Origin of the sequence: Burkholderia sp. AU16482 (genome assembly GCF_002223285.1) — a bacterium.
GTDB classification, from domain to species: domain Bacteria; phylum Pseudomonadota; class Gammaproteobacteria; order Burkholderiales; family Burkholderiaceae; genus Burkholderia; species Burkholderia semiarida.
Map to the genome: position 1 here is coordinate 1,738,953 of NZ_NKEY01000003.1, position 12,153 is coordinate 1,751,105.

Sequence of the window (12,153 nt, forward strand, 5' to 3'; positions counted from 1 at the left end):
CGTCGAGCCAAAAGAAAACCGCCAACGCGGGCGGTCTTCTTCGCGAGCAGTTGTCGCGCACGCGGCACGCATGCGCGAGCCGCCCGTCAGCGCCAGCCGTTGTGGCGGCCGTGATCCCAGTGACCGCGATCGCCCCAGCCGCGACCATGGTGGCGATACCATTCGTCGCGGCCCCAGTAGCGGCGGCCGTCCCAGTAGCGGTCGCCGTGCCAGCCGATCACGATCGCCGGCGCCGGCCCGTACACGGGCGCCGGCGCATAGACCGGCGCCGGCTGGTAGACGACCGGCGGCGGAGGCGGCGGCGCATACACGGGCGCGGGCGCGACGTAGACCGGTGCCGGCACGCCGACGTTGATCCCGACATTGACTCCCGCCATTGCTGCGCCCGACACGAGCAAGGCCGTCATACCGGTCAGGAGCGAGGCAACACGCAAAGTCTTCATGGATTCCTCTTCTGGTTGTGTCATGTGTGATTCGACTATAGCGGCAAGCGCCGCGCCCGCATATTTCAAGTTTGTAAGAACTGATGCGCGGCATCGCAACGGGAAGCCCGCGCTAACGTCTTGTAACAATCGGCGCCCGCCCCCGTCCCCCGCTCTTTCCTCCCTTGAACATCTTTCATCCCGCGTCGCGCCCGGCGTCAAGCGGCCCCACGCCCTCCGGGCGGGCCGGACCGGGGCCCGTCAAACCCCTTCTTGCCGAGCGCCGATATCCGTCACCCCCCCCCGTATCGAACCGGAAACCGAATCTCGCAACCGTTTCGATCCGGGCGGAGAACGCGTGTGCGACCAGCTTGCGCCGTAACCGCACGACCAGCGCATTGACCGTCTCGGGTTCGATGTCGGCATCGTCCCACGCATAACGCAGCACGGCGTCGCGGCCGACCGGCCGCCCCGCTTCACGTAGCAGGCATTCGACCACGCGAAATTCCCGCGCGGTGAGCGCGAGCCGCCGGCCATGCTCCTCGAGCGCGCGCGTGGCCGTATCGAGTCGAACCGATTCACGCGTGGCGACGACGCCCGCGCGGCGCCACAGCGCGCGCAACCGCTCGTGCAGTTCGACGAACGAACACGGATGGGCAAGACATACGTCGCAGCCGGCCTTCAGCATTTGCGCGCGCCGGGCGGGCGTGGCGCCGGCGACGATCGCGGCAATCGTCGCGCCGCCGGCCGACGCGGCGAGCCGCGGTAATCCTTCGAGGATCGCCGGGCGCGCGGCGGCATCGGTCGCGACGATCACGATCGCGTCGAACCGGCCCTGCGTCGCCGCAAAACAGCCATCGCGCCATTCGTCGACGCGCTCGACGCCGTGCATGCTTTCCCGAAACGCCTTGTCGAGCCGCGACGCGCCCGGGCTCGGCGGCGCAATCAGCAGGATGCGCATCGATCGGGTTCCTGCGCCGTCACGCGAGCGAGCGCGGCCAGCATTCGACCGTGATCGCCGCACCGGCCGGCCGCGCATCGCCGATTCGCAGCGCGAAATCGTGCACGCGCATCACCGCCGATACGACGCTCAACCCGAGCCCGGAGCCGTTCACATGACGCGTGCGTTCGCCGCGATAGAAGCGTTCGAGCACTGCATTGCGCTCGGCGGGCGGGATACCGGGCCCGGTGTCCTCGAACCGGACGAGCGGACCGTGCGGCGTCGCCTGGAGCACGACGCGCACACGGCCGCCCGGCGGCGTGAACTTGATCGCGTTGTCCGCGAGATTGCTGAACGCCTCGAACAACAACGCGCGGTCGCCATGGATGCCGTCGACCGCGGCCGCCTCGAGCGCGAACGACACGTCGACGGCCTCGGCCAGCGGTTCGTAAAGCTCGCACACATCGCGCAGCAAGGCCGCGACGTCGACCGCGGCAAAACCGCCGCGCCGGCTCAGCGTGCCGATCTCGGAGATGCGCAGCATCGCGCGAAAACGTTCGAGCAGGCGGTCGGTCTCGTCGCGGGCCGACGCCAGCAGCGCCGCCGACGCGGGATCGTGTGCGCAGAACGGCTGGCCCGAGAGCCGCGCCAGCATCGTATGCACGCGTGCGAGCGGCGTGCGCAGGTCGTGCGCGATCCCGTCGCAGGTATGCCGCACCTCGCCCATCAACCGCTCGACTTCGTCGAGCATGTGGTTCACCAGATGCGCGAGCAGATCGAGTTCATCGTAGCCGCCAACTGGCAGCCGCTTGCCGAGATCGCCTTCGGCGATCTGCCGCGTGACGCGCCGGATCGCGGCGACGCGGCGCATCTGCCGCATGCCGAGCATGCTGCCGCCCGCGACGCCCGCGATCAGGATCATCACGCCGCCGATCACGAGCCCGCGAATCGCGACGTCGCGGATCTGGATGAAATGCGACAGGTCGCGCGCGACCACCAGCGTCATCCCGTTGTCGCGGCGCACGGCCATCGCGCGCGCGATCGGCGACGATTGGCCGTCGAGCAGCACGAGTGTGTGGTCCAGCGTACGGCCGTGGCGATCGGTGCGTAGCGCGGGCGGTGTCGTGATGTCGCCCGCCACGCGGCGCCCGCTCGCATCGAACAGCCCGTAGAAATTCGTGTGCATGTGCTCGTGCTCGAGCCGCCGATGGATTGCGAGCGGCAGCTCGGCATCGGGAATCGAATCGAAATAGATCAGTTGCCACGCGAGCACCTCGTCGGTGTCGCGCGTCATCGTGTGGGTCGCGGCCACGCTGATCACGCCCGCGAGCAGCAGCAGCGACACCGAGAAGATCGCCGCGTACGCGCACAGCCAGCGAAACGTCGTCGTATGCCAGCGGCGCGCGAAGTTCGCCGCGCGGGCTGCGTCCATCCGAGCCTCCGTCAAGCGAGCATGTAGCCCGATCCGCGCACCGTCTGGATCATCGGGTTCGCGCCGGGCGGATCGATCTTCTTGCGCAGCCGGCCCATGTGGACGTCGATCAGGTTGGTGCCGGGATCGAAGTGATAGCCCCACACGGCCTCGAACAGCATCGTGCGCGTGATCGTCTGGCCTGCGTTGCGCATCATGAATTCGAGCACGCGGAACTCGGTCGGCAGCAGCGCGATCTCGTCGGCACCGCGGCGCGCGCGGCGCGAAATGAGGTCGAGCTCGAGCGCGCCGACTTTCAGCAGCGTCTGCTGCGGCACGCCCGACGCCTGCCGGCGGCGCAGCAGCACTTCGATGCGCGCGCTCAGTTCGCCGGAATCGAACGGCTTCGTCAGGTAATCGTCGCCGCCCGCGCGCAGCCCGCGAATGCGCTCGTCGACGTCGCCGAGCGCGCTCAGCATCAGCACCGGCGTGTCGATGCCGACCGTGCGCATCGCGGTCACGATCGCGAGACCGTCCGCGCCCGGCAGCATCCTGTCGAGCGTGATCGCGTCGTACGACGCGCTCATCGCGCGCATCATCCCCTCGCGGCCGTTGTCGATCCAGTCGACCGCGAAGCCGCGTGCGGTCAGTTCGCCGACGATTTCGTTCGCAGTCACCGCATCGTCCTCGACCGTCAGTACTCGCATGGTTGCCCTCGCAATGAACTTCGAGACGGGCGCATACCACGCGCCCGCCACTATCGTAAGCGCCGCGATCGCCGTGCGGCGCAAGATGAAAATAGCTTCATCCGGCATCGCGGCAAGCGCGCGTGAAAAATGTTTCATCCGTCCGTCGCCTGCCCCGCGACCGCGGCCGTCTACGCTGACATCGTGCGGCAACGGGCCGCGAAACCAGGAGCTACCGGATGAAACTGTCGACCACCCTCGCCTGCATGCTGCTCGCATGCGCCAGCACCGCCACGTTCGCGGGGCCCCACCTCACCCCGCAGGAATGCACCGCGTACCCGTTCGTGCACACGGGCAGCGGCGTCACGCGCGCGGACCTCGTGCGCGAGCTGACCGAACTCGAGCAGGTCGGCTACGAGCCGGCGCACGCCAGCCCGTATTACCCCGACGATCTCGCCGATGCGAAGCATCGGCTCGCCGCCGAATACCGCGCCGACTGCACGCACGCGCTGACGGCCGACGCGGGCGCGCACCACTGACCGCACGGCCGGCGCAACGCAGCCGGAAAGCAAAAAGGCGGCACGCGCGTGCCGCCTTTCTTCGTGAACGCGCATCGACGTGGACGCGACGCGCCACGCCGGCGCTCAACGCGACATCATGTTCATGCTCACGTTGTGCATCACCCACAGCGTGCCGACGATCAGGATCGCCGCGGTCAGCACCGTATAGCTGAACGCCATCACGTTCCAGCGCTGGCCGGACGAGCCGTTCATGTGCAGGAAGTACACGAGATGCACGACGATCTGCACGAACGCGAGCACGGCGAGCCCGATCAGCGACGCATGCGGCGACAGCACGCCGCCCATCACGAGGCCGAACGACGCGGCCGTGAGCAGCACCGACAGGATGAAACCGGCGACGTAGCCGCCGACGCTGCCGTGCCCTTCTTCGAGTTGAGACGAATGCGAATGGGCCATTTAGATCACGCTCGCGAGATAGACAAAGGAAAACACGCAGATCCACACGATGTCGAGGAAGTGCCAGAACAGGCTCAGGCACGTCAGGCGCCGCAGGTCGCGATCGGTCAGGTCGCCGCCGCGCGACATGATCTGCGCGGCGAGCACGATCATCCACAACAGGCCCGCCGTCACGTGCAGCCCGTGCGTGCCGACCAGCGTGAAGAACGCCGACAGGAACGCGCTGCGCTGCGGGCCGGCGCCTTCCGCGATCAGGTGCGAGAACTCGCGCAGCTCCATCGCGAGAAACGCCGCGCCGAGCACGAACGTCACCGCGAGCCAGGCGAGCAGCGCGCCGCGCCGCTGCTTGTACGCCGCGAGCATCGCGAAACCGTACGTGATGCTCGACAGCAGCAGCGCGGCGGTTTCCACCGCGACGCCCGGAATGTCGAACAGGTCCTTCGCGGTCGGACCGCCCGCGTACTGATTGCCCAGCACCGCGAACGTCGCGAACAGCGCCGCGAAGATCACGCAGTCGGTCATCAGGTACAGCCAGAACCCGAACACCGAATGCGACGGCGGATGGTCGTCGTGCTCGAGCAGGGTCGCGCTCAAGGTTTTCTGCAACATCAGTTGGCCTCCAGTTCCACGTCGTCGACGCGCGCGGCCGTGCGCCGCGTCGGCTGCTTGTCTTCGGTCTTGCGTACCGTCGACGCAGGGATGTAATAGCCGTCGTTATCGCGCGAGCTGTAGATCACGAGCGTCGCGATGATGCCCACGAGCCCGCCGATCGCCATCCACCAGATGTGCCACACCAGCGCGAAGCCGAGCACCAGGCTGAAGATCGCGATCACGAGGCCCGCACACGTATTCGACGGCATGTGGATGTCGCGAATCGCCGCCGGGTTCGGCCGGCCTTCGCCGCGCGCCTTCATGTCCGCGTACGCGTCGAGCGTGCGCACCTGCGGGATCACCGCGAAGTTGTAGTCGGCCGGCGGCGACGACGTCGCCCACTCCAGCGTGCGGCCGCCCCACGGGTCGCCCGTCGTGTCGCGGTACGCGGGCAGGTTGCGATTGCGGATGCTGACCACCAGTTGCAGCAGCTGGCACGCGATGCCGATCGCGATCAGCACGGCGCCGAACGCGGCGACCAGCAGCCACGGATGCCATGCCGGGTTGTCGTAGTGGTTCAGGCGGCGCGTCATGCCCATGAAACCGAGCACGTAGAGCGGCACGAACGCGACGTAGAAGCCGACCTGCCAGAACCAGAACGCGGCCTTGCCGAGCTTCTCGTTCAGCTTGAAGCCGAACGCCTTCGGGAACCAGTAGTTGAAGCCCGCGAGATAGCCGAACAGCACGCCGCCGATGATCACGTTGTGGAAGTGCGCGATCAGGAACAGGCTGTTGTGCAGCACGAAGTCCGCGCCCGGAATCGCCATCATCACGCCGGTCATGCCGCCGAGCGTGAACGTGACCATGAAGCCGATCGTCCACAGCACGGGCGTCGTGAACTCGATCCGGCCGCGATACATCGTGAACAGCCAGTTGAATACCTTCACGCCGGTCGGGATCGCGATGATCATCGTCATGATCCCGAAGAACGCGTTCACGTTCGCGCCCGAGCCCATCGTGAAGAAGTGATGCAGCCACACGAGGAACGACAGCACCATGATCGCGCAGGTCGCGTACACCATCGTCTTGTAGCCGAACAGCGGCTTCTTCGCGAACGTCGCGATGACCTCCGAGAAGATCCCGAACGCCGGCAGGATCAGGATGTACACCTCCGGATGGCCCCACGCCCAGATCAGGTTCAGGTACAGCATCGCGTTGCCGCCGGCTTCGTTCGTGAAGAAGTGCATGCCGAGGTAACGGTCGAGGCCGAGCAGCGCGAGCGTCGCGGTCAGGATCGGGAACGATGCCATGATCAGCACGTTCGTGCAGAGGGCCGTCCACGTGAACACCGGCATCTTCATCAGCGTCATGCCCGGCGCGCGCATCTTGATGATCGTCACGAAGAAGTTCACGCCGGTCAGCAGCGTGCCGACGCCGGAGATCTGCAGCGCCCACAGGTAGTAGTCGACCCCTACCCCCGGGCTGAACTGCAGCTCCGACAGCGGCGGGTACGCGAGCCAGCCCGTCTGCGCAAACTCGCCGATCACGAGCGACACGTTGATCAGGATCGCGCTGACCGCCGTCATCCAGAACGACAGCGAGTTGATGAACGGGAACGCGACGTCGCGCGCACCGATCTGCAGCGGCACGACCAGGTTCATCAGGCCGACCATGAACACCATCGCCATGAAGAAGATCATGATCACGCCGTGTGCCGTGAAGATCTGGTCATAGTGGTGCGGCGGCAGGTAGCCGGGCGCGTTGTACGCGAGCGCGAGCTGCATGCGCATCATGATCGCGTCGGCGAAGCCGCGCAGCAGCATGATCAGCGCGACGATGATGTACATCACGCCGAGTCTCTTGTGGTCGACCGTGGTCAGCCATTCCGTCCACAGCCATTTCCAGCGGCCGGTGATCGTCAGCGCGGCGAGAATGCCCAGCACGACCAGCCCCATGAAGGCGCCGGCCCCCATGATGATGGGCTGATCGAACGGGATCGCCGAAAGTGTGAGTTTGCCGAACATGCGTTACCCCTTCGTGCCGCAGGCGGCGTCCTTCAGGTCGAGGACGTGGCCATCGTTGTATTTCGCGATGATGTTGTGGAAGAGCCGCGGATCGACCGACGAGAAATAGCGCACCGGCGCCTTCTCGCTCGGCTGCGCGACGGTGCCGTACACCGTCGCGTCGAGCCGTTCCGGCGACGCCTTCACCTTCTGCACCCACGCATCGAACTGCTCGCGCGGCTCGGCGAGCGTGCGGAACTTCATGTCGGAGAAACCGCGGCCGCTGAAGTTGGCGGACGTGCCCGCGTAGTTGCCCGGCTCGTCGGCGATCAGGTGCAGGCGCGTCTGCATGCCGGCCATCGCGTAGACCTGGCCGCCGAGCTGCGGGATGAAGAACGAATTCATCACCGAATCCGACGTGATGCGGAAGTTCACCGGCGTGCCGACCGGAATCGCGAGCTGGTTCACCGACGCGATGCCGAGTTCCGGATAGATGAACAGCCACTTCCAGTCGAGCGCGACCACCTCGACGTCGATCGGCTTCACGGCCGATTCGAGCGGCTTGTACGGATCGAGCTCGTGCGTGGTCTTCCACGTGAGCACGCCCAGGAACAGGATGATCAGCGTCGGCACCGTCCAGATCACGACCTCGATCGCGGTCGAGTGCGACCAGTTCGGCGCGTACGCGGCGTTGCGGTTCGACGCGCGGTAACGCCACGCGAACCACAACGTGAGCAGAATCACCGGCACGACGACGATCAGCATCGCCCAGGTGGACGTCGCGATCAGCGCCTTTTCTGCCGCGCCCACACTTCCTTTCGGATTTAGTACATCTAAATTACAACCTGACAGGCTCAACGCCGCGCCGATTGACATCAGCGCCGCCCAGCCTCTTGAAGCTCTTCTTCTCATCACACAGCCCCGCGGGTCATTGAATCCGTTTGCGTATGCCCGATGCGCATTCGATTCACGAAATTGGCCGAATCATACGTCGCGCGAGTGCGATGAAAAACCGGTGCATGCGGCAAATCATCATTGCAAAATCTGCCGTGAGTCACATTGTCGCGGGGCAATTTCACGCAGCCGGAAGCGGGCCCGGCACTTGCCGTGCCGGGCTGCGGATCGATGCGCGCGCAACCATGCGCGCCGCGCGATGCGGCGGGCTTGCGCGGCGTGGCGCGGCTCGACGTGCCGCGATCAGTCGTGCGTCGACGCCATGTACGACGGCAGCGCCGGCGCGGGAGCGTCCCCTGCCGGCACCTTCGAATGGCTCGCTTCCTGGATCAGCTTGCCGACGGTCGGATCGATCGCATCGGTGAACGGCTTCGGATCGATGCCGACCGCCAGCACGATCAGCGCGAGCGACGCGAACATCACGATCTCGCGACGGTTCAGGTCGGCGAGCTTCGCGATCTGCTGGCTCGCGACCTTGCCGAACACGACGCGCTTGAGCATCCACAGCGTGTACGACGCGCTGAGGATCAGCGTGAGCGCCGCGATCGCGCCAATCCAGAAGTTGAAGCGGATCGCGCCCATGATCACCATGAACTCGCCGACGAACCCCGACGTGCCCGGCAGGCCGACGTTGGCCATCGCGAACAGCAGCGTGAAGGTCGCGAAACGCGGCATCACGCCCGCCACGCCGCCGTACGCGGCGATCTCGCGCTGCCGGGTACGGTCCACGAGCACGTTCACGCACAACAGCATCGCGCCCGCGACGAAGCCGTACGACACGAGCTGCACGATCGCGCCTTCGACGCCGATCCGGTTGAACAGGAACAGCCCGAGCGTGACGATTCCCATGTGCGCGACCGTCGAATACGCGAGCAGCTTGCCGAGATCGGTCTGCGCGAGCGCGATCAGGCTCGCATAGACGATCGCGAACAGGGACAGCGCGATCACGGCCGGCGCGAAGAAATGACTCGCGTCGGGCGTGATCGGCAGCGCGAAGCGCAGGAACCCGTACCCGCCGAGCTTGAGCATCGCGAGCATCAGCGCGGCGCCCGTCGGGCCGTCGGTGTACACGTCGCTCAGCCACGTGTGGACCGGCCACATCGGCACCTTGACCGCAAACGCGGCGAAAAAGCCGACGAACACCAGCAACTGCGGCGCGAAGCCGAGCTGCAGCGTGCGCCACACGGCCATGTCGAACGTATGCGACTGCGCGTACAGGTACAGCATCGCCATCAGCAACAACAGCGAGCCGGCGAACGAGATGAAGAAGAACTTCACGGCCGCATACACGCGGCGCTCGCGCCCCCACGTGCCGATCAGCAGGTACAGCGGGATCAGCGTCGCCTCGAAGAAGATGAAGAACAGCAGCCCGTCCTGCGCGACGAACACGCCGACCATCAGCCCCGACAGGATCAGGAACGACGCGTAGTACTGCGCGACGCGCACCGTGACCGATTCCCACGACGCGACCACCACCACGAGCGTCGTGAACGCGGTCAGCACGACGAGCCACAGCGACGCGCCATCGATGCCGACCCGCCATCCGGCATTGAATGCCGCGAGCCAGTCGCGTCTTTCGACGAACTGCATCGCAGCCGAATGCGCGTCGAAGCCGGCAACCAGCGGCACGACGGGCGCCAGTCCGGCGATCGCGCCGACCAGCGCGATCAGCCGTATTCGCCGTGAATGCTGATCGGAACCGGCGCGCAGCAGGCCCGCGCCGAACAGTATCGGAACCCAGATGGCCAGGCTCAGGAAGGGAAAATCATGCATGTCAACAACGCCTTGAGGAAGTCGCACCCTGCATCGGGGACAGGCGCGACGAAAGGAACGAAATAAAATCGACAGGTAGATTTCGTGAATCGCCAATGTTGGCTAAATGTAAAGCGACATCAGCGAAAAACTTGATGCCGCTCAAACGCGATCGGGTTAACCAGCATAAGGCGATTGAATATTTTCTGCAGCGCAGCAGAATGTTGTTTCTTGGCGTCGGCGTAGTTCGCTGATTTTTATGAGTAATTTTTTGTATTGCCGGGCACTCTGCACGGCAAGAATAGACGCAGCGCCGCATTTTTGATGTCGACCGTTCGTTTCGAAGGGCCGGAATGACAAGGTCGGCATTCCGCGATCTTGCGATCGCCCGGCACTCCCTGCCTTACAGAAATGCTTTCATTCTTATTTCATTCGATTTGGTGCAGCGCATATCGGGCGATGAGGTGCCCTCGCCCGCCCCTTCTCGTGCGGCCGCGCCCTAATAACTCAAGCGGTCCCATAAGCCCCCGCTCGGCGGCAATCTCCATCAGACGAACATATGCCACATCGGGCCTGCGACGTGTGCGTGTCGAAGAAGTACCTTGGCTCATTGTCTTCAGAACTGAGCAGTCACCTGAAAACCGAGCGTCACTCGCACAGTCGGAAAACCCGATGGCTTGTAGACAGGCGTACCCGCGAAGAGATCGTACGCATAGGCTCCGAATCGCGTGCCCACGCTACCTTTTATGCCGATCACGGCGCCGGCCAATTGCGTCCCGACGAGAGCGACAGGCTGCGGGCCCCATACGCGACCGTAGTCGAGCCCCGCATAAATTGCCTGCCCCGTCTGCCCGATCGGCGCCTGCAGTTCGTTGCGCCAGTAGAAGCCGCGTGCCGCGGCGAGCATCGTTTCGCCATCGAAACCGCGCACTGTGTAGCGACTGCCAATCGTCAAATCGTCGATGTAGTAAAGCGTGTTTCCGGTGTACTGGCCGTGGAATGTGCCGACATAGCGGAATGGCTGCTTACCGATCGCAAAGGGCACCGACAGGTTCGCGTCGACTACCGCCATCTTGAAGCGATAGGTCGGTCCACCACCCGCTGCCATCGTATCGTCCTGAGCACCCAACCCACCGACGCCTTGACGATATGCAAGCGAGCCGTCGAACTGTGCGCCGCCGAAGTAGTGGCGATCGGTCAGGCCCAGTTCGATCATCGTGTTGTTGCGGCGCTGCTGCGAGATCTCGGTGTCTTCGATAAAGCTTTGTCCGAAACGACGCGACAGGCGAACGTAGGCGCCGAACACATCATTTTGATTACGCGACAGCACGCGGGCCAGCTTGAAATCGACCGTCTTGGAGTTGCCGCTTGCGATGAACGTCTGGTTCACGCCGGCGATCTGCTGGTAGTACGTGTTCGTGTAAGCCGAGAGCGTTGCCGTCCAGTAGCCCCACGGAATCGAATAGAAACCGTTCCAGCCGTGCGAGCCGAGGCGCTTGTCGCCGAATTCGAGATCCTGGCTGACGCCGACGTTGAACACGTCGCTCAGGCCGAGCGGGTTGTCGATGCCGAGCGACAGGTTGCCTTGCAGTTTGCTGGTGGCACGCGTGCCGGAATTGTCGATCGACGCGACGACTGTCCCCGGCTTGCCGCGCTTCACGTCGAGCACGACGTCGCTTTCGCCGGGAAGATCACCCGGAACAAGTTGCATCGAGACATCCTGACTCGATACGCGTTTCATTTGCTCAAGGCCTTGTTCGAGGTCGCGCAGGTTCAGCAGGTTGCCGTCGCGGGTCGGGAACGCGGTTTTCCAGGTGCCACGGAGCTTTTCGTCGGCGAAGCGGACGTGGCGGATCATGCCGGGGATCAGCGAGAGTTTGAGCGTACCGGTCGATAAGTCTTGCTCTGGAACGAGCACCCGCGTAGTGACGTAGCCCTTCGCCAAAATCGCCTGCGACGGTCCCTTGATCAGTACGTCAATACCTTGTTTGCCGACGCATTGCCCTGCGTAGTGGTTCAGCCATTCGCGTGCGAACGCAAAGCGATCCATCGGTAAGGCGGATGCCCCTTGGGCCTTCGCTGCATCGGACAATGAGCCAGGCACGTCGAGCGTAAAGCGGTCGATCGGGAAACATGGCGTTTCGGTAGGAAGTGCTGGATATGCTTCAGTGCGCGGCAATTCAGAACGAATTGAAGGCGCGCGCACCGCCGCGTCGCGTTGCTGCGCATCGCGTTGCTGCTGTGCTTGCCGATCCTGCTCCGCGTTCGCCCGCGCGGCGGCGGCCTGATCAGCAGGCAGCGGGGCCTGCTGAGCCGACACAGCAACCGACATCAACGTTGTGATCGACAGCGCCGGCAGGCCCTTCATTATCTTCATTTGTATCTATCCCTGATTCTGCCTAATCTCCATACAACCT

General features: G+C 64.7%; 10 protein-coding genes and 1 pseudogene. 1 reads left to right on the forward strand and 10 read right to left on the reverse strand.

Annotated features, from left to right (window positions below):
* Positions 1-86 precede the first annotated feature (86 nt).
* The 4 genes and pseudogenes from CFB35_RS10685 to CFB35_RS10700 all read right to left on the reverse strand — a co-directional run bounded on the left by CFB35_RS10685 (position 87) and on the right by CFB35_RS10700 (position 3,480).
* Entirely contained in the window at positions 87-443 is a 357-nt protein-coding gene (locus CFB35_RS10685) for a hypothetical protein (RefSeq protein ID WP_060310064.1), read from the reverse strand.
* A gap of 277 nt (positions 444-720) precedes the next feature.
* Positions 721-1,383: pseudogene (locus tag CFB35_RS10690) on the reverse strand (response regulator transcription factor); the annotation flags it as partial.
* Positions 1,384-1,402: 19 nt separating this feature from the next.
* Positions 1,403-2,794, reverse strand: a complete 1,392-nt coding sequence (locus tag CFB35_RS10695) for a HAMP domain-containing sensor histidine kinase (protein WP_089464933.1) — start codon at positions 2,792-2,794, stop codon at positions 1,403-1,405.
* Positions 2,795-2,805: 11 nt separating this feature from the next.
* Positions 2,806-3,480 (reverse strand): response regulator transcription factor, encoded by a 675-nt coding sequence (locus CFB35_RS10700; RefSeq protein ID WP_059573726.1) that lies wholly within the window; start codon positions 3,478-3,480, stop codon positions 2,806-2,808.
* 218 nt (positions 3,481-3,698) lie between these two features.
* On the opposite strand from CFB35_RS10700, the gene CFB35_RS10705 reads away from it, so the two are divergent.
* Positions 3,699-3,998 (forward strand): DUF4148 domain-containing protein, encoded by a 300-nt coding sequence (locus CFB35_RS10705; RefSeq protein WP_089464934.1) that lies wholly within the window; start codon positions 3,699-3,701, stop codon positions 3,996-3,998.
* A gap of 105 nt (positions 3,999-4,103) precedes the next feature.
* Here the strand turns inward: CFB35_RS10705 and cyoD are convergent, their stop codons facing one another.
* The 6 genes from cyoD to CFB35_RS10735 all read right to left on the reverse strand — a co-directional run bounded on the left by cyoD (position 4,104) and on the right by CFB35_RS10735 (position 12,104).
* A complete protein-coding gene (cyoD, locus tag CFB35_RS10710) occupies positions 4,104-4,436 on the reverse strand; it encodes a cytochrome o ubiquinol oxidase subunit IV (RefSeq protein WP_059573658.1) in 333 nt (110 codons plus the stop codon).
* Complete coding sequence (cyoC, locus tag CFB35_RS10715; RefSeq protein WP_059573657.1) at positions 4,437-5,045, reverse strand: cytochrome o ubiquinol oxidase subunit III; 609 nt, start codon at positions 5,043-5,045, stop codon at positions 4,437-4,439.
* Positions 5,045-7,051, reverse strand: a complete 2,007-nt coding sequence (gene cyoB, locus CFB35_RS10720; protein WP_060966294.1) for a cytochrome o ubiquinol oxidase subunit I — start codon at positions 7,049-7,051, stop codon at positions 5,045-5,047. The genes cyoC and cyoB overlap by 1 nt, the downstream gene beginning before the upstream one ends.
* Positions 7,052-7,054: 3 nt before the next feature.
* Positions 7,055-7,942, reverse strand: coding sequence for a ubiquinol oxidase subunit II (gene cyoA, locus CFB35_RS10725; protein ID WP_059608796.1), 888 nt, complete (start codon positions 7,940-7,942; stop codon positions 7,055-7,057).
* A 285-nt stretch (positions 7,943-8,227) separates the two neighbouring features.
* Positions 8,228-9,757, reverse strand: coding sequence for a NuoM family protein (locus CFB35_RS10730; protein WP_059573654.1), 1,530 nt, complete (start codon positions 9,755-9,757; stop codon positions 8,228-8,230).
* A 595-nt stretch (positions 9,758-10,352) separates the two neighbouring features.
* Entirely contained in the window at positions 10,353-12,104 is a 1,752-nt protein-coding gene (locus CFB35_RS10735; protein WP_373453008.1) for a ShlB/FhaC/HecB family hemolysin secretion/activation protein, read from the reverse strand.
* Positions 12,105-12,153 lie beyond the last annotated feature (49 nt).

Bases quoted from the DNA above. Each gene is read 5' to 3' on its own strand.
- cyoC (WP_059573657.1), bottom strand. From the start codon at position 5,045: ATGTTGCAGAAAACCTTGAGCGCGACCCTGCTCGAGCACGACGACCAT.
- cyoB (WP_060966294.1), bottom strand. From the start codon at position 7,051: ATGTTCGGCAAACTCACACTTTCGGCGATCCCGTTCGATCAGCCCATC.
- CFB35_RS10730 (WP_059573654.1), bottom strand. From the start codon at position 9,757: ATGCATGATTTTCCCTTCCTGAGCCTGGCCATCTGGGTTCCGATACTG.
- CFB35_RS10700 (WP_059573726.1), bottom strand. From the start codon at position 3,480: ATGCGAGTACTGACGGTCGAGGACGATGCGGTGACTGCGAACGAAATC.
- CFB35_RS10695 (WP_089464933.1), bottom strand. From the start codon at position 2,794: ATGGACGCAGCCCGCGCGGCGAACTTCGCGCGCCGCTGGCATACGACG.
- CFB35_RS10685 (WP_060310064.1), bottom strand. From the start codon at position 443: ATGAAGACTTTGCGTGTTGCCTCGCTCCTGACCGGTATGACGGCCTTG.
- CFB35_RS10705 (WP_089464934.1), top strand. From the start codon at position 3,699: ATGAAACTGTCGACCACCCTCGCCTGCATGCTGCTCGCATGCGCCAGC.
- cyoD (WP_059573658.1), bottom strand. From the start codon at position 4,436: ATGGCCCATTCGCATTCGTCTCAACTCGAAGAAGGGCACGGCAGCGTC.
- CFB35_RS10735 (WP_373453008.1), bottom strand. From the start codon at position 12,104: ATGAAGGGCCTGCCGGCGCTGTCGATCACAACGTTGATGTCGGTTGCT.
- cyoA (WP_059608796.1), bottom strand. From the start codon at position 7,942: ATGAGAAGAAGAGCTTCAAGAGGCTGGGCGGCGCTGATGTCAATCGGC.